The organism is Corallococcus sp. 4LFB, assembly GCF_046520365.1.
GTDB lineage: Bacteria > Myxococcota > Myxococcia > Myxococcales > Myxococcaceae > Corallococcus > Corallococcus caeni.
This window is the reverse complement of the sequence record NZ_JBKGHJ010000022.1, coordinates 19,716-36,650: the sequence shown is the minus strand read 5'-3', so window position 1 is coordinate 36,650 and position 16,935 is coordinate 19,716. Positions and strand designations below refer to the sequence as shown.

The window sequence follows — 16,935 nt, the reverse complement described above, 5'->3', positions numbered from 1 at the left end:
CGGGTTCCGCGGGTGGGGCTTCGGGGGCGGGCTTGCCGGGTTCGCTCCAGGACTCGTCGGGGGTCGCGCTCCGGGGAGGAGGGACGGCCGTCTGGGCCGCGCGGAACGGCCGGCGTCAGGGCCAGGACCGACAGGGTGAGGAGACCGGGGAGGCGCATGGGGAGAGAAGGCAGGCAGCCTAGCCCACGCCCTGGCCCTGAACGAGGCCGGCCTGCCCGACCTCCCTCCCGCCATCCGGTCGCGTCCGGAAAGCGGCAGCCGCGCCACAATGCTGATGACGGGGGCCGGGCCCGGTCTACCATCCGCGCTCGCGCGCATGGCGTCGGTGAGGAGAGCAGACGGGATGAGGGTCGGACGGGGTGCACTGCTGATGGCGCTCGCACTGGGCGCGTGCAGCAGGCCCGGGGCGGGCACGGGCACGTTCGATGCGGGGACGCGCATGGGGCTGCCGGGACGGCCGTCCACGCTGACCGTGCCCTCGTGCGAGGAGCTGCTGCCGGCGGAGCTGCGCGACCTCACGCTGAACGGCTTCACGATGAAGGAGGACCGCGCGTGTCCCACGTGCGGTCCGCTGTGCTCGCTGCGGTCGGCGGCGCTGCCGGACGTGGCCGTGTCGGTTGCGTATGACTGCCAGCCGCACTACGCGAACGCGGAGGTGCGCGCGCTGCTCGCGCCCACGCTGAACGCGGGCGGCGAGGAGATTCCGGCGCTGGGCCGCGCCGCCGCGCGCCGCAATCCCGTGCAGGGCATGACGCAGGTGGTGACGTGGGATGACGACACGCCGTGCGTCGTCGTCGTGACCTGGCTGGGGGACGACCCCGACCGTGCGCTGGACGTGGCCCGCCTCGCGGTGACGTCGCACCACGGCGTGCTGGATTCGACGGCGGACGCGGGCACGGAGCTTCCGGCCGACGCGGGGGACAGCCTCCTCCTGGATGCGCCGCTGGAGCCGCTGGACAGCCTCACCACGCCGCGCGCGGGGACGGCGGACCGGCTCTCCGCGCCAGCATCCCCGACCCCCAAGCCCCCGCCGAGGTAGCCAGCAGCCCTGCTCAGTAGGGCCACTTCGCGATGGCATAGGCGTGAGTGACCTTGTGGTTGAGCCAGACCATCCCCAGCGCCACGGTCCAGCGCAGCGCCCCCGGGCGCGTGGCCAGCCAATCGCCCGCGACGAACATCACCGGGAAGAGCACCGCGCCGAAGCGGAAGGCATTTCCCAGGTCGCCTTGAGGCAGCATCACCAGCAGCGACAGCAGCGCATAGAGGCCCAGGGCCCGGTCGCGGCGCCACAACACCCCCGCGAACACCAGCCACACCGCGCCATAGACGTTCCGCAGCACCAGCCAGCCGTTGAAGCCCCGGTGCCAGGCATTGCCGAACCACAATCCCCGGATGGCTCCCCAGAGGGAGTCCACGTGGTTCCACTCCCGCTGCGCCTTCAGGAACATGAACGGATCCGCGGACCGGTTCCACTCGAAGACCAGCAACCCCGCGAACGCCAGCAGCGCCACGCCCCCCATGACGCCGAATCGCATGATGCGCTCGCGCCATGACGGCTCGCGCAGGGCCGCCAGGAGCGCCGCGGAGATGGCCACGAAGCAGCCTTGATTGCGGGTGAAGATGCACAGCGAGACCAGGACGGCGGAGGGCAGGAGCCGCCCCCGCGAGGCGCACGCCAGGGCCCCGAACGACAGGAGCAGGAAGAGCCCCTCCGTGTGGTGCGAGTGCAGCGCGAAGCTGGCGGGACCGTACAGGAACGCGAACCATCCCCACGGCGTCCGCGCCGTCATCCCAGGGCCCGGTGGCGCCTGCCGCGCCTGGTGGGTGTTCCACGCGATGAACCCCAGCAGGCACGCCGTGGACAGGAGCGTGCCCACGACCTGGGGAGGCAGGGTGCCGCCAAGCCCCAGCCTCACCAGCCAGACCAGACCTGGGTACAGCGGCAGGAAGGCCCAGAGCGGCCACGAGTACCCATCCAGGACCAGCGTGCTGTAGTGGTGGGAGTCCCAGCGATCCAACACCAGGAGCGCGGGGATGCCCCGGTGCCAGGACGTCCAGGCCCAGAGCCCGAAGTGGTGGACCAGGACCAGCAGCACCAGCCCCCAGGGCGCATCCGTCATCCCGGGCTGGGACGGACCCGCGGCCTGTGAGGGGGAGCGCATGAGCGGCGGGCACCATGCGCACGGAGGGTTCGCGCAGGCAAGCCTCCTGCCTCTTGAACACCGCCGTCTCGCGTCCCCCAGGCGCGGCCATCTCCCAGCGGGGATGACCGCGCCCGTGCGGTTCGCTTCGCGCTACAGCGTCTCCAGGTAGGCCACCAGGTCGTCCACGTCCGCGTCGGACAGGCCCGCCGTCATGCCGTGCTGGTTCGTCTCGCGGCCGTTCAGCAGGCGGGCCCGGAGCGTGGGCGCGCTGCCGTCGTGCAGGTACGGCGCGGTGCGGCCCACGCCCAGCAGCGACGGCGTGTTGAGCCCCGCCCGGACGACCGCCGCCGCGTCCTGCAGCACGCCCGACAGCACGAACGTGCCCACGTCCGCGTTGGTGTTGTTCGTGAGCGCCGTGCCCGTGTGGCAGGTGTCGCACTTCGCCTGCTTGAAGAGGGAGGCTCCGCGCGCCTGCGCCGCCGTCAGCGGCTCGCCCCGGGACGGGTTGTCCGTCGCGGGGATGGCGTCGATGAACGCGCCCAGCTTCGCCACCGTGTCCGCGTCCAGCTCCTGGCCGCCCATGCGGTCCTGCACCGTGGCGCTCATGAAGTCCCCCAGCGCGGAGAACTCGCCGCTCCAGTGGAAGGGCGCCGTGGCCGTCGTCATGCGGCCCGCAAGGCTGGGCGTCTGGCGCGGCCCGTCCGGGAAGCCCCACACGTGGCCGTCCTCGCGGCCCTCCAGGTGGCACGACGCGCAGGACACCGCCACGGACGGGCTGGTCATCCGCGGATCCACCGCGCTGAAGAACAGCCGCCGGCCCTCCGCCGCCAGCGGCGACAGCGTGTCGCCCGCGATGGGCAGGCGCGTGCCCTCTTCGCGGATGTCCCCTGCCCCGCCCACCAGCGTGCTGACCGTGTGGTCGAACGCGTTGTAGACGTACGCCTTGCGCCCGTCCCGCGTGAGCGCGATGCCGTTGGGCCCCGCGCCCACGTCCACCAGCTGCCGCACCGGGCTCGACTCGTTCGGCAGGTCCGAACCGGTTCGCCGCCACGAGGGCAGGATGGCCACGTTGTTCGAGTCCTGGTTCACCAGGAACAGCCACGCGCCCGTGGGGTCCACCACCGCCGCCGCCGGCCCCTGGAGGGGCGCCTTGAACGACGGGCTCGCGATGAGCGACGTGGGGTAGTCCGGCTTCTCCTCCGGCGGCGGCTTGCACTCGTCCAGGTCGTCCACCACCGGCCGGGGCGCCTCATCCTCCGTGTCGAAGGTCACCAGGCCCGCCGCCACCACGCCGCCGCCCGCCGCCGCGCCGCAGGGCGTCCCGCCGCCGTACATGGAGTCGCCCTGATTCGGGTCGCGGCCGTCCACGGGCCCGCCCAGCGGATCCTCGCGCGACCACAGCACCGGCGCGAAGAGGCGCCGTCCATCCGGCGCGCTCAGCAGGTCCACCATGCCGCGCGCCCGGAAGGTGCGCGGGCCCTGCCGGGAATCGGGAAGCTGCGGGGGGTCGATGACCTCGTCCGCCAGGGGGCTGGACACGGAGGCCGACGGCCGGTTGGCCTTCGTGTTCAGGTCCGTGCCGTCGCGCATCACCCGGGGCTGGTTCGCGTCCGACAGGTCCACCGTCACCACGTCGCCCTGCCGGAACAGCGACACCGCCGCCTTGCGGCCGTCCTCCAGCAGCGCGATGCCGCGCGGCTCCTCGCCCAGCGGCAGCTCCCAGCGCACCGTGAGCGTGCCCGTGTCGATGGCGGTGAGGCTGCCCCGCGCGGCGGACTGGCGCGTGGCGCTGTTCACCACGTACAGCGTGCTGCCGTCCGGTGACACCGCGAGCCCCGTGGGCTCCACGCCCACCGGGATGCGCGCGGCCTCCACCGCGTCACCCTTGCGGATGACGGACACGCTCCTGCCGCCCCGGTTCGTCACGTACACGGTGTCGTCCGGGCCCACCGTCACGCGCTCCGGACGCGAGCCCACCCGCACCTCGGACACCTTCTCCCGGCGGGCGGTGTCCACCACGGCGAGCAGGCCGTTGTCCGCGTCCACCACGTAGAGCAGCGAGTCATCCCGGCTGAGCGCCACGGAGCCGGAGGCGTTGCTCCAGGTGCCCGCCACCTCGCGCTCCCTGCAGCCCGAAAGCACCAGCGTCGTCACCGCGCACAGCGCGGCCCATCCCTGCCGTCGCATCGGAAAATGCCATCCCCTCCCGCGAAAGCCTGGCGCGTGCGTCCAGCCCCATCCGCGCGCGGCCCCACGGCCTGTCGGGAGCGTGCCGGCCCAGCTCACACGCCTTCCCGAGGGCCGCATGCTCGCCCACCCGCCCACCCGAAGTCGATGCCCTCCGCACCGGCCGTATGCCTCCCGACAGTGTCGGGAACGCTCCCCCTCCCCCCAAATGCCGCGAGCACCCGGACGGCGTCGCGTGTAGACACGGGGTGCCGTGTCACGTCCCGCGCCCGTCATCCTCAGCTTCCGGCGCACGTTCGCGCTGCTCATCCTGCTGGTCGTGCTGCCCTCGGCCGGCCTGTCGGGCTTCGGCGTCGTGGCCATCATCAACGAGCGCGCGGCGGTGGAGAAGCGCCTGGAGGCCGCGTGGCGGGGGACGCTGGCGGACCTGTCCGCGGAGGTGCCCCGCGCGCTCAGCCGCGGACGGCTGGAGCCGGTGGGCAACGAGCGGCTGGCGTTCCTCCTGCCGGACGACCAGGAGCTGTCCGACCCGGAGGGCACCTTCCACGTGGAGAACGGGCTGGTGCGCACGAAGGATCCGCAGCTGGCGGAGGCCCTGACGGCGCTGGTGCCGGAGGCCGCCTCGCTGCCGACGGCGACCACCGTGTTCTCGCTCGCCACGGGAGGCCGCGCGGTGATGGTGGCCGCCGAGCGCCGGGGCGCCTCCGTGCGCGGCGTGCGGCTGTCGGGCATCGCGCTGGACGGGCTGCTGTCGGAGAAGGCGCAGGGACGGACCACGTCGGAGCCCGTGCGCTTCACGCTCCTGCCAGTGCCGCGCGACACCGCCGGCGAGGGCGGGCTCGTCAACCGGCTGATGTCGGAGGTGGCCCAGGCGCGGCAGAACGCGCTGGGGCCCCCGGTGCTCGCGGAGCGGGTCCTGTCCGCGCCGCTGCAGGACTTCCGCCTGGTGGTGCTGCCCACCGGCGAGGACCCGGTGGCGAGCGCCTCCACGCGCAACCGCGTCGTGTACGGCGTGCTCCTGGGCCTGTTCTACCTGACGCTCACCTTCGGCGTGGCGTACACCGGCCGCGTGCTCTACCGCGAGGCGCGCCTGTCGCGCATGAAGACGGACTTCGTGTCGCTGGTGAGCCATGAGCTGCGCACGCCGCTCACCTCCATCCGCATGTTCATCGAGACGCTGGCCCTGGGCCGGCTGAAGGACCCCGCGCAGACGCAGGAGGTGCTGGACCTGCTCACGAAGGAGACGGAGCGGCTGTCGGACCTCATCGAGCGGGTGCTGGACTGGGCGCGCATCGAGAGCGGCCGCAAGGTGTACCAGCGCGATTCGCTGCCGGTGACGGACGTGGTGGACGCGGCGGTGGCGGCCTTCCGCACGCAGCGGCTGGGCGACGACATGCAGTTCACCGTGGCGGTGGAGGACGGGCTGCCGAAGGTGGACGTGGACCGCGTCGCGGTGGCGGGCGCGCTGCTCAACCTGTTGCAGAATGCCTACAAGTACAGTGGGCCCACCAACCGCAGGATCGCCCTCCGGGCACAGAGAGACGGCGGCTACGTGAACGTGTCGGTGGAGGACAACGGGGTGGGAATCGCCAGGAAGGACCGCAAGCGCATCTTCGAGCGCTTCTACCGGGTGGACAACCTGCTCACGCGCAAGACGGAGGGCAGCGGCCTGGGGCTCGCCATCAGCAAGCGCATCGTGGAGGCCCACGGCGGCCGCATCACGCTGAAGAGCGAGCCCGGCCGGGGCAGCTGCTTCACCCTCCAGCTCCCGGTGAGCCGCGCATGAGCACGTCCGTCCCTGAAGAGGAGAAGCCCCGGCGCATCCTGGTGGTGGAGGACGACCTGTCCATCCTCACCGGCGTGTCCATGAACCTGCGCTTCGAGGGCTACGAGGTGCTCCAGGCCCAGGACGGCCGCACCGGCCTGGCCAAGGCGCTGGACGAGGCGCCGGACCTGCTGGTGCTGGACCTGATGCTGCCGGAGCTCAACGGCTACGAAGTGATTCGCGAGCTGCGCCAGCGCGGCCGCGACACGCCCGTGGTGGTGCTGTCCGCGCGGGGCCAGGAGTCGGATAAAATCCTGGGCCTCAACCTGGGCGCGGACGACTACGTGGTGAAGCCCTTCGGGCTCCAGGAGCTGCTCGCGCGCATCAAGGCGGTGCTGCGCCGCCGGTTCGGGGCCACGGGCACCGCGCCGCCGCCGGTGACGTTCGGGGACGTGAAGGTGGACCTGTCCCAGCGCACGGTGGCGCGCGACGGCAGCCGGTGGACCTGACGGCGCAGGAGTTCAAGCTGCTGGCGCACTTCCTGGCGCACCCGGGCCGCACCTTCACCCGCGAGGAGCTGTTGTCCGGCGCGTGGGGCTACCACTACGAGGGCAGCGCGCGCACGGTGGACAACTTCATGCGCCAGCTGCGGCTGAAGTTCGAGGCGGACCCGGAGGCGCCCCGGCACTTCCTCACGGTGCGCGGGCTGGGCTACCGCTTCGAGCGCTGAAGGCGCGCGGCCGTCACGTCCCGGCCACGCCAATCTGCCGCAGGTCCTCCAGGTCGAAGGGCTTGCCGTCGAAGCGGCCGAAGCGCTCGCGCAGGGTGAGGCCGCTGGCGGTGAGGGCGGCCTCCAGCTCCTCGGGGAGGAAGTGGCGCAGCCTGAGGCGGCGGATGGGGCTCTGGCCGCCGGCCGGGCGCCGCTCACGCAGGTGCAGGGCGAAGAGGGGGCGGCGGGGCTCCACCGCGGCGCCGGGCTCGTCGTCGTCGCGCGGCAGCACGGGTTCGCGCGGGGCGTTGAGCACGTCGTAGATGAAGGTGCCGCCGGGGGCCAGGTGGTGGCGCACGGTGGCGAGGAACGCCTCCAAATCGTCGCGGCCGGCCATCAGCCCCAGCGCGTGCTGCGGGGCCAGGACCAGGGGGAACTGCTCCGGCAGCCGCAGCGCGCGGGGGTCGGCGGCCATGAGGCGCGTGCGCCCGGAGACGTCCGGGGACTCGGAGGCGCGGCGCTCCTCGGCGGAGCGGATCATCGCCTCGGAGGGGTCCACGCCCACGGTGGCGAAGCCATGGCCCGCCAGCGCCCAGGGCACGCGGCCATTGGCGGCGCCCAGCACGAGCACGGGCCCGCCGTGTTCGGAGGCCTGCCGTGTGTAGAAGACGAGGTCCGGCTCCTGTCCCACGAGGGACAGCGGGGTGCGGCCGCGTGCGTCGTTCCCAGCCATTGTCCAGGCCCTAGCACGGTTGGGGGGCGCTCCGGGAACCCGGCGTTCACACAATGGGTAAACGGTTGCCCACCCGGTATCGCTCCACGGACGCCCACCGACGGCGGCCCAACGGTTCCCGGCCCTCCGGGGCTGGCACCCTCCTTGCCAGGAACGCCTTGAACGAGGAGGTCCGGCAAGGGGGCCTCCCGCTGAGCGAGTGTGAGGTGGGCGTCATATGAGGCACGGGTGGCGGTGGACGGGGGCGGTCCTGCTGGTGGGCGCGCTGGGGTGGGCAGGCTGCGGCGGAGACGACGGCGACACGCGGAACGTGGACACGCCGGTGATTCCGGTGACGCCCGTGGAGGACCCGCGGCTGCCGGACGCCGGCACGGGGGAGGTGGACGCGGGCACCGGCACGGACGCGGGCACCGGCACGGATGCCGGCACCGACGCGGGCACGGGCACGGATGCCGGCACTGGCACGGACGCGGGCACTGGCACGGATGCCGGCACCGACGCTGGCACCGGGACGGATGCCGGCACCCCGGATCCAGGCGAGACGAAGTACCCCCTGCCGTCCGCGCCGGGTTGGACCTTCTACGGCCGCGAACAGGGCGGTCCCCGCTTCGTCTACGGCGTGTCCGCGGATGAAGGCGGCAACATCTGGGTGGCGGGCGGTGAAGAGGGCCTGTTCCTCCTGAAGAAGGGGGAGTCCACCTTCAAGAAGTTCACGATGGAGGACGGCCTGCGCCCCTACGGCTACATGCCGGATGGCAGCGCGCCCTCTGGCACGCCCTACCTCAAGGTCATCTCGGTCGCGGGCGCCTGGGATGGCGCGGTCTTCGTCGGTTACGCGGGCAAGCCGCCGCCCGAGGGGATCGCGGACTGCGAAAGCGAATGGGACACCGCCTACCAGGCCAAGCGGCCCGCGGACGCCAGCGTCTACAAGAGCGGTGACGCGGACCGCGTGGAGCTGCGTGCCGATGGCACCCTCAAGGTCGTGCACTACGACATCTCTTCTGGCCCTGGCGTGGTGAAGGGCTACGAGCGGCGGGAGAAGCTCTGCCACGTCTACCGGGTCGCCTACGACAAGGACTCCGACCCCAAGAAGAGCAGCGTCTGGTTTGGCGGCAACCACGGCTTCGCGCGCGGGGACGCGCACTACGCGGGTGACCCGACGTGCAACGGGAAGCTGGCGTGCTCGGGCCTGGAGGAGCACAGCCACCCGGCCTACAGCGCGTTCATCTACAGCAACTACAAGAACGACCAGGCCCAGTACGGCAACGACTACAGCAAGTACCAGGTCCGGGGCGCGCTCCTGACGGACGCCTACTACGGCATCGCCCCCCTGCCCAACCACGACGTCTGGTTCGGCGGCGCCAACCGCTCCACCAAGTACTACTACGGCTCCAACGGCAACAACTTCTGGCGCGCCCAGGAGATGACGGAGAACCCGGAGTACAAGTGGAACCGCCGTGACCTGTGGACGGATGCGGTGGGTGAGAAGGCGTGGCCCTACGCCCGCCCCGAGGAGCGGACGGAGGACCTCGTCTCCGCGATGGCGGTCGTCCCCGACGGAAGCAACCGCGTCTGGGTGAGCTCCTTCGGCAACGGGCTCCTCCAGCTCGACTCGGAAGGAAATGTCCTGCGCAGCCTGAAGAACGACCTCATCGCTCCGCATGTGTCCAGCGTCGCGGTGGATCCCCTGGACAACAGCGCGTGGGCAGGAGCCGCCTGGGGCGGCGGCATCAGCCGCGTGGGCGCGGGCGTCACGAAGTACAGCTACTCGCTCTTCGGGAGCCATCTCTCCGAGATGCGCATCCCGGACATCCAGGTGGACCGCTCCGGAGCCCGCCGCCGCATGCTCGTGGCCTTCACGCCGATTGAAACGGCCAAGGGCCCCATCACCCCGGGCGCCATCGGCATCTACGAGGGCGACTGAGCAATAGCAGACACGCCTGGTCATGACCGAGCGGCCACCCGAAGGCAGGGTGGCCGCTTTTCTATTCACCAGACGTCATTCACAGGCTGCCACTGAAAGACATACGACAATCCACCCGACCCCAGCACCCTTGCAATCGCCAGGAAATTCCCGTGGCTCCGTCATCAACTCTGTCGCGCTCGGCAATGGACTCGCATGAAGCGTTCCCAGGTGTCTGAGCGCGGTCACGACCTATGCCACGGATCCACCCCCGACTCGCGCCGCTCACCATCCTGGCCCTTTGCAGCGTCCTTTGGACCTCGGCCTGCGACGACCCTCCTGACAGCGAGACCTCCAGCGCCCCTCCCCCAGAGCACCTGAAGACCTCCGAGGCCGCGCTGGTGGACTTCCAGGTGGAGCTGCCCGACAAGGCATTCATCTCCATCAGCGGCAGCAGCCTCAGCGACGGCTACCACGTCATGCACACGGGCAATGACACGGCGGACTGTGGCCCCGAAGCCCAGCCGTGCAAGACGATCCGATACGCCGTGGGGAAGCTCCCGGAGGGAACCACCCTCTACGTGCATGGCAGCCCCACGCCGTATGAGGGGACGAACGGCTACATCACCCAGAGCGGCAATCCCAACAAGCCGCGGCGCATCGTGGGCCTGGACCACTACCAGAACAAGGCGCGCATCATCCCGTACGGACCAAGAACCCCTTCGACTTCGGCGAAACGCAGTACTGGGTCCTCAGCAACGTGATGATCGACTGCCAGGACAAGGATGTGACCGGCGTCTATCTGGCGTTCTCCGACCACGTCGCGATCCTGAACTCCAACATCGAGCATTGCCAGGACGGCGCCATTGCCCTGCGTGGCGCCTCTCACGTCACGGTGAGCGGGAACCACCTCGCCCACAACCTGGGAACCGCACCCCATCCGCAGGACCCGAACATCATCGTGCGCGCGGACGGCAACGGCGTGACGATGGAGTACGGCTCCCACCACGTCCACATCGCCAAGAACTTCAGCTACGACAACTCCGGCGACAGCGTGCAGTGCCAGGGCTCGGAGCAGGAGGACCTCCTCCCCGACGGCAGCCAGAACACCCTCCTGGACTCACGCCACATCACCATCGAAGGGAATGACTTCCACGACAACATGGAGAACGCCGTGGACATCAAGTCCTGCCAGAACGTCCTCATCACGGGCGCCAACCGCTTCTACAACCTCTATGCGGCGGAGGAATGGCACGACAACACGCCCATCTGTGGAGGCGCGGCCGTCATCGTGCACTACAAGGCGACCCGGGTTCGCATCGAGGATGCCAACATCTTCGACAGCGGCATCGGCATCGAAGTGGGCCGGTATGACAAGCCGGGAGCCTCGGACATCGTCATCCGCCGCAATCGCATCCACAACATGAACCAGAACCTGGTGACCACCTGGCCGCGGGCGCAGAAGAAGTTCAACTGCGGCGATGGCATCACCATCTACCGTGCCGCGAATGTGGAGGTGTACCACAACACGCTGCACAAGCTTCCGCACAGCGGCATCCAGGTCCACCCCTCTTCCAACGACCCGGCCTGGGAGGACGCCCGCGACATCCGCATCTGGAACAACATCGTTTCCGAGGTGGGTGGGTTCGCCTACAACGACCCGGCGGACACCGAGCCTCCCTTCACGCCGACCAACCGCGTCGGTGGAACGCTGTTCTTTCAGCCCTCGATGGTTGCAGGTGTCCTCACGAGCGAGAACAACCTCTTCTATCACCCCACGGGCGCCCGCTTCCGGCTGGACGGCACCGCGGGCCTCACGCTCGCGAACTGGCAGGCGCAGACGCCCTTCGACCATGCGGGCAGTGCGCCCACGCTCAGCAGCGAAGGCAATCCCCTCTTCCGCAATGGGTTCTCGGGCGACCTGCGGATGCAACCGGGGTCGGCGGGCATCGACACCGCGCTCGCCGATTCGACCAACAGCACACGGCGCTGCGGCAGCGCCAGCCTGCCGGACCGTGGCGCGGTGGAGAGCGATTGCCCGACCAGTGAATTCCCGGACCCCGTGTGGGGCGTCCAGCGCGGGACGCAGTACACGGATCGGATCCACGCGGTCGCGACGAACAGTGTGGGGGATGTCTTCTACGCTGGCACGAGCGACGGCAGCTTCGGGTTCACCAATCAGGGCTACGACGACGCCTTCGTGGGCCGCTACTCCGTGACGGGCGGACAGGGCTGGACGCGGCAGATGGGCACGGCTTCCACGGACACCGGCAATGGGGTCGCCGTCGATGCGCTCGACAACGTCTTCCTCGCGGGTTCCACCGGCGGGAACCTCGGCGGTGTCAACGCGGGGGGCTACGACGCCTATGTCGTCAAGTACGACAAGAACGGGACACGTCAATGGAAGTCCCAGTTCGGAGGAGCCACGAGCGAGCAGCTCAACAGCATCACGACCGATGGGACGAACCTCTACGTCGCGGGCTCCATCACGGATCAGCAGACCGACTTCTACCTCGCCAAACTCAACCCGGATGGCTCGGTGGCCTGGACCCGGACAGCTGGCACTCCTTTCACGGAGGAGCTCACGTCCATCGCCTACAACGCCGCGCTCGACTCCGTCTTCGTCACCGGCCACGGCAAGACCGGCTCGCTTGGTTACTTCAAGAGGCTCTACCTGGCCCGGTACAACTCGGCCGGCACGCTCGTCTGGGAGACCTGGCGGGACATGCCGGATCCGTCCTACTTCGAGATCCTGTCCAATGGCGTCGCCGTTGACGCCGCGGGCGGGGTGTATGTGGGAGGAAGAAACCGGCCGGGCTCCGAGCTCGACAATCCCTTCCTCTACAAATTCGATGGCGCGAGCGGCGCGCTCCAATGGACGCGGGACTGGCACGAATTCGGCTATTCGAGTGCCATCATCTGGGCCGTCGCGACGTCACCGGATGGGCATGTCTACGCCTCGGGCAACGCGTCCCACCACATGGCGCTGTGGAAGTTCACGCCCGAAGGGATACGGGTGTGGCAATCGGACGTGGGAGTGCGCGCCGGAACGTACACCTACGCGTTCGGTCTGGCGGTGGACCCCTATGGGGACGTCGTCTCCGGCGGCTCGACCTTCACGGACATCTTCGCCCCCAGCCAGGGCGGCCCTGACGATGCGTGGCTCGTGAAGTACCCGGGCAACTAGCGCCGTCACTTCACGGAGTCACCACGGCCGTTCTTCTCACCTGCCGAGGAGAACGGCCGTGCTGTTTCTCCGGACTCAAAACAAAGACGCCGTCATGGGAATGACGCGCCGTGCCCGGCTGTCCACCAGCCGGGCACGGAGGTGCTGACAGAAAGCCCGCGCGGGCCCGAAGCCGTCTAGAATCCCGCCCGCTCATGCCCTCCGTGCCTCCCGCCCCCATCCCCACGCACACCGTCGTCGCCGCGCGGGCGCAGGGAGAGCGGCTGTCCGCCCAGCGCTTCCACCTGGTGCTGCTGGACACCGAACGCGCGGGCACCGTGTACCCGCTGGCCACCGAGGACCTGCGCGTCGGCAAGTCCACCGACAACGACGTCGTCATCGACCACCCCACGGTCAGCCGCAACCACCTCGTGGTCCGCCGCCAGGGCGACCGCTTCCTCGTGCAGGACCTGGGCTCCACCAACGGCACCTTCCTGGACGGCGCCCAGGTGCGTGAGGCCTACCTGCGCCCCGGCGCCCTGCTGGAGGTGGGCGACGTGCGCCTGCGCTTCAGCCCGCAGATGGCGCCCGTGCAGGTGGAGCCCACGGTCGAGGACCGGCTGGGCGACCTCGTGGGCCGCAGCGTGCCCATGCGGCAGATCTTCGCGCTGCTCCAGCGCATCGCCCCCACGGACTCCACCGTGCTGCTGGTGGGCGAAACCGGCTCCGGCAAGGGCGCGGGCGCCAAGGCCATCCACAAGTTGAGCCCTCGCGCGGCCGGGCCGCTCGTCGTCTTCGACTGCGCCAGCGTGTCCGACTCCCTCATCGAGTCCGAGCTGTTCGGCCACGAGAAGGGCGCCTTCACCGGCGCGGTGGGCCAGCGCATCGGCTGCCTGGAGCGCGCCCACGGCGGCACCCTCTTCCTGGACGAGATCGACGACCTCGCCCTGGACCTGCAGCCCAAGCTCTTGCGCGCCATCGAGGACCGCGAGTTCCGCCGCCTGGGCTCCTCCACGCCCATCTCCTTCGACGCGCGCATCGTCGTGGCCAGCAAGAAGGACCTGTGGGCGGAGACGCAGGCGGGCCGCTTCCGCGAGGACCTCTACTTCCGCCTGTCTGTCTTCACCGTCAGCCTGCCGCCCCTGCGCGACCGCAAGGAGGACATCCCGCTGCTCGTGGAGGCCTTCGCGGGCGAGGGCCTCTGGCCCCGGCTGCCGGAGAAGATTCAGGAGCAGTTCCTGGGGCACACCTGGCCGGGCAACGTGCGCGAATTGCGCAACGCCCTGGAGCGCGCCCGGCACATGGTGGACATCCCCGGCCTCACCGGGGACAACCTGCTGCGCGAGTTCACCCGCGACGTACCCACCCCCGCCGGGGACTTCCTGCCGGTGGAGTTCACCGGGCCGTTCAAGGTGTGCAAGGACGAGCTCGTCCGCGCCTTCGAGCGCGAGTACCTCACGCGCCTGCTGGGCCGCGCCCGGGGCAACATCGCCCGCGCCGCCCGCGAGGCGGAGCTGGACCGCAAGCACCTCTATTCGCTCCTGCACAAGTACGGGCTGGTTCAGAGCGAGCCGGACTGAGCCTTCGTGGCATGGTGGCGGCCGCTTCCGCGGTCCCCCATCCCCCAGGAGGGCTTCATGAAGATGCGTCCGTCCCGCTGGCTCGGCGTGCTGTGCGCGGGTGTCCTGATGATGAATGCCACCGGCTGCTTCGGCTCGTTCAAGCTCACGCAGAAGATCTGGCAGTTCAACAAGGGCATCTCCGGCAACAAGTTCGTCCAGTGGCTGGTGTTCCTCGTGTTCGTCGTGGTGCCCGTCTATGAGATTGGCACGCTGGTGGACGCCATCGTCGTCAACAGCATCGAGTTCTGGACCGGCGGCAACCCGGTGAGCAGCGTGGAGGGCGAGGACGACAACACGCGCATCGTGAAGCTCAGCCCCACCGACACGCTGAAGATGACCCGCGACGTGGAGTCCGGCGTGATGCGCCTGGAGCTCCAGCGCGAGGGCCAGGAGCCGCTGGTGCGCTACTTCGAGCCGCTGGAGGACGGCATGGTCGCGCGCGACGAGGCGGGCGCCCTGCTCATCCGCGCCCAGGGCCAGCAGGACGGCGCGGTGAAGGTGACGGACGCCAGCGGCACCACCGTGACGGTGCACGCGAGGGACGCGGTGGACACCGCGCGCCAGCTCTTCCTGGACGGCGGCGCGCCGGCGCTGGCGCAATTCGCCACGCACCAGGGACAGCTCTCCCAGGGTATGGCGACGCTCGACACCTGCACGCCGTGAGACAGGACGTCAGGGCTTCCGGCGCCTTCCACCGGAAGCCCTGAAGTGAATCAGGGCACGGGCTCGTCGACCACCACGTCGCCCAGGTCCGGACCGAAGCCCGCGTCGAGCGCCAGGGAGTTGAACGTCCCCTCCATGCTGCGCCCCGCGCCGTAGCCGTCGCCCTTCTTGAACGACAGGGAGAAGTCACCGCGCGTGGCTTCTCCCACGTTGCCGCCTTCGTCCAGCACCAGGTCGCCCCGCTCCACCTGGGTGAAGGCGCGCGCGGGCTCGCCCGCGGCCACGTGCACCACCGACGCGCGGTCGCGGCCGGACGGCGTGGTGCCACCCAGCTGCACCTTCGTGCCCGGCTTCAGGTCCACGCCTTCGGTGTCCACGGTGAGCCGCGCGACCAGGTCCACGTCCAGGCCGTTGTTGCGGAAGTAGCTCACCTGGAGCGCCTCCGGGTTGCGGCGGATCTCCACGCGCGACACGTCCGTGACGGGGAACAGCTCCGACACGCTGCCGGACAGCTCGTTGTCTCCGCGGCATGCGACGGCGCCCGCGCCCAGCAGGCCCGCGAGCCCCAGCGCCGCCACGGCGCGTCCCGCGAGGCTCACCGCTCCACCGCCAGCGTCAGGGCCTGCGTGCCGCTCGCGCGGTAGAGCACCACGCGCTGTCCCGTGGAGAGGAACGCCAGCTTCGGCGACCAGCCGCCCGCCGTGTCCACCGTCACCTCGCGCCACTGGTCCTCCACGCGAGTGGCGATGACGAGCGCGTCGTCCGACGGCGAGCAGCTGCCCTCGTTGCGCCCGGACTCCAGCGAGCAGATGTGGAACGCGATGGACGGGTCGTGCGTCTTCGGGTCGAACGCGAGCGACGGGTACCAGCCGCCGGAGCCCGTCTGGTACACGGGGTCCGGCGTCGTCCAGTCCTGCGCCGCCGCGCACTTCGTCCCCGTCTTGCCATCGCAGGTGATGAGCGTGAGCCGGCTGGCGAAGCGGTCCACCGCCGCGATGCCGAAGCCGACGGTGGGGTCATACGCCATCGACGCGCCCAGCATCGTGTTGCCCACCGCCTGCACCTGCACCGGCGGCGTCCACGTGGTGCCGTCCGGGTTGCGGCGCTGGAAGTACACGTTCTGCCCCGGCGCGTCCGCGGCCCCGAAGGCCTGGTCGAACACCAGCGCCGGCTGGCCGTCCGCCATCAGCATCTGGAGGTGCCCGCCGTACGCGCCCTTCTGGTCGCCGCCCGACGCCACCACCCGGTGCTGCCACGCCGTGGGCCCGCCGCTGGCCAGCTCCACGTCGCTGCCCGCCCAGTCCTGCTGCGGGAACTGCCCGTTGTGCCCGTCGCGGTAGACGACCAGCGCCTGGCTGCCGCTGAAGACGATGGAGGGATTGAGCCCCACGAGGTAGCCCGTGTCGCTCACCGCATTGCCCGCCACGGCCTCGTCGCCCATGGTGACGGCGACGCGCTCCGTCCAGGTGCCGCTCGCGTCGCGGTAGGACACCGCCAGGTCGCTCTGGAGCCAGAAGACGGACTCATCACTCCCGCCGCCCAGGTAGCTCACCGCGGGCTGCCCCGTGGGGCTGAACGCCAGCGACACGCCATAGACGCGCTGCACGGTGGCGATCTTCTCCGCCGTCGCCTGCACCTGGCCGTCCTTCACCTCGCGGTAGCGAAGCTCGGAGTCCTTGTCGTTCACCTTCACGAAGTACGCGATGCCGATGCGGTCGTCCGGAGCCACCGCCATCGCGATGTTGGAGATGGCGAGCTGCTCGCTCGGCTCCGTGTCCACCGTCAGCCGCACGAAGGGCGTGTCCGTCGTTCCGCCATCGTTCTGCGGATTCGTGCCCGCGTCCGGGTTGGCCGGCTTGCCGCCGCCACATCCCAGCGCGAGCGCCGCTCCCAGTAGCCACGCGTGCCGTTTCATGCGGTTCTTCTCCTTGGTTCAGTCGGCCCAGTTGTGCGCGCCATCCTACGCCAGCCGCGCGCGTTGTCCGTCACGCCTCGCGGTGTGACATCGCATCACGCGCGCGGTGGGCGGCCAACCGACCCCGG

12 protein-coding genes and 1 pseudogene are annotated in these 16,935 nt (G+C 70.3%); 8 read left to right on the top strand and 5 right to left on the bottom strand.

Features of this window, described 5'->3' with window-relative positions:
- Positions 1–343 precede the first annotated feature (343 nt).
- Positions 344–1,039, top strand: a complete 696-nt coding sequence (locus tag ACLEQD_RS04560) for a hypothetical protein (protein ID WP_410382050.1) — start codon at positions 344–346, stop codon at positions 1,037–1,039.
- Between the two features lie 13 nt (positions 1,040–1,052).
- Here ACLEQD_RS04560 and ACLEQD_RS04555 read toward each other — a convergent pair whose 3' ends face one another.
- Positions 1,053–2,162, bottom strand: a complete 1,110-nt coding sequence (locus ACLEQD_RS04555) for a hypothetical protein (RefSeq protein WP_410382049.1) — start codon at positions 2,160–2,162, stop codon at positions 1,053–1,055.
- Positions 2,163–2,294: 132 nt separating this feature from the next.
- Entirely contained in the window at positions 2,295–4,331 is a 2,037-nt protein-coding gene (locus ACLEQD_RS04550; RefSeq protein ID WP_410382048.1) for a c-type cytochrome, read from the bottom strand.
- A gap of 253 nt (positions 4,332–4,584) precedes the next feature.
- On the opposite strand from ACLEQD_RS04550, the gene ACLEQD_RS04545 reads away from it, so the two are divergent.
- Positions 4,585–6,117 (top strand): sensor histidine kinase, encoded by a 1,533-nt coding sequence (locus ACLEQD_RS04545; RefSeq protein WP_410382047.1) that lies wholly within the window; start codon positions 4,585–4,587, stop codon positions 6,115–6,117.
- A pseudogene (locus tag ACLEQD_RS04540) lies at positions 6,114–6,826 on the top strand (response regulator transcription factor). The gene ACLEQD_RS04545 and the pseudogene ACLEQD_RS04540 overlap by 4 nt, the downstream one beginning before the upstream one ends.
- A 13-nt stretch (positions 6,827–6,839) precedes the next feature.
- Here the strand turns inward: ACLEQD_RS04540 and ACLEQD_RS04535 are convergent.
- Positions 6,840–7,538: a class I SAM-dependent methyltransferase gene (locus tag ACLEQD_RS04535; RefSeq protein WP_410382046.1), complete on the bottom strand. Its 699-nt coding sequence runs from the start codon at positions 7,536–7,538 to the stop codon at positions 6,840–6,842.
- Positions 7,539–7,755: 217 nt separating this feature from the next.
- Between ACLEQD_RS04535 and ACLEQD_RS04530 the strand changes: the two genes are divergently transcribed.
- The 5 genes from ACLEQD_RS04530 to ACLEQD_RS04510 all read left to right on the top strand — a co-directional run bounded on the left by ACLEQD_RS04530 (position 7,756) and on the right by ACLEQD_RS04510 (position 14,892).
- Entirely contained in the window at positions 7,756–9,462 is a 1,707-nt protein-coding gene (locus ACLEQD_RS04530) for a hypothetical protein (protein WP_410382045.1), read from the top strand.
- A 380-nt stretch (positions 9,463–9,842) separates the two neighbouring features.
- On the top strand, positions 9,843–10,205 hold the full coding sequence (locus ACLEQD_RS04525; protein WP_410382044.1) for a hypothetical protein: 363 nt from the start codon (positions 9,843–9,845) through the stop codon (positions 10,203–10,205).
- A complete protein-coding gene (locus tag ACLEQD_RS04520; protein ID WP_410382052.1) occupies positions 10,205–12,628 on the top strand; it encodes a right-handed parallel beta-helix repeat-containing protein in 2,424 nt (807 codons plus the stop codon). Before ACLEQD_RS04525 ends, ACLEQD_RS04520 begins: the two co-directional genes overlap by 1 nt.
- A 194-nt stretch (positions 12,629–12,822) precedes the next feature.
- A complete protein-coding gene (locus ACLEQD_RS04515) occupies positions 12,823–14,187 on the top strand; it encodes a sigma 54-interacting transcriptional regulator (RefSeq protein ID WP_171420778.1) in 1,365 nt (454 codons plus the stop codon).
- Positions 14,188–14,244: 57 nt separating this feature from the next.
- Positions 14,245–14,892 carry a DUF3332 domain-containing protein gene (locus tag ACLEQD_RS04510; RefSeq protein ID WP_410382043.1) on the top strand — a complete coding sequence of 216 codons (648 nt, stop codon included), beginning with the start codon at positions 14,245–14,247 and terminating at the stop codon, positions 14,890–14,892.
- A gap of 50 nt (positions 14,893–14,942) precedes the next feature.
- On the opposite strand, the gene ACLEQD_RS04505 is transcribed toward ACLEQD_RS04510, so the two are convergent.
- Both ACLEQD_RS04505 and ACLEQD_RS04500 read right to left on the bottom strand, forming a co-directional pair.
- Positions 14,943–15,491 carry a hypothetical protein gene (locus ACLEQD_RS04505; protein ID WP_410382042.1) on the bottom strand — a complete coding sequence of 183 codons (549 nt, stop codon included), beginning with the start codon at positions 15,489–15,491 and terminating at the stop codon, positions 14,943–14,945.
- Complete coding sequence (locus ACLEQD_RS04500) at positions 15,488–16,807, bottom strand: hypothetical protein (protein ID WP_410382041.1); 1,320 nt, start codon at positions 16,805–16,807, stop codon at positions 15,488–15,490. Before ACLEQD_RS04500 ends, ACLEQD_RS04505 begins: the two co-directional genes overlap by 4 nt.
- Between the last annotated feature and the right edge of the window lie 128 nt (positions 16,808–16,935).

Coding starts and splice junctions, on each gene's coding strand:
- ACLEQD_RS04515 (WP_171420778.1), top strand. CDS start 12,823: ATGCCCTCCGTGCCTCCCGCCCCCATCCCCACGCACACCGTCGTCGCC.
- ACLEQD_RS04535 (WP_410382046.1), bottom strand. CDS start 7,538: ATGGCTGGGAACGACGCACGCGGCCGCACCCCGCTGTCCCTCGTGGGA.
- ACLEQD_RS04510 (WP_410382043.1), top strand. CDS start 14,245: ATGAAGATGCGTCCGTCCCGCTGGCTCGGCGTGCTGTGCGCGGGTGTC.
- ACLEQD_RS04560 (WP_410382050.1), top strand. CDS start 344: ATGAGGGTCGGACGGGGTGCACTGCTGATGGCGCTCGCACTGGGCGCG.
- ACLEQD_RS04500 (WP_410382041.1), bottom strand. CDS start 16,807: ATGAAACGGCACGCGTGGCTACTGGGAGCGGCGCTCGCGCTGGGATGT.
- ACLEQD_RS04520 (WP_410382052.1), top strand. CDS start 10,205: ATGATCGACTGCCAGGACAAGGATGTGACCGGCGTCTATCTGGCGTTC.
- ACLEQD_RS04555 (WP_410382049.1), bottom strand. CDS start 2,162: ATGCGCTCCCCCTCACAGGCCGCGGGTCCGTCCCAGCCCGGGATGACG.
- ACLEQD_RS04530 (WP_410382045.1), top strand. CDS start 7,756: ATGAGGCACGGGTGGCGGTGGACGGGGGCGGTCCTGCTGGTGGGCGCG.
- ACLEQD_RS04550 (WP_410382048.1), bottom strand. CDS start 4,331: ATGCGACGGCAGGGATGGGCCGCGCTGTGCGCGGTGACGACGCTGGTG.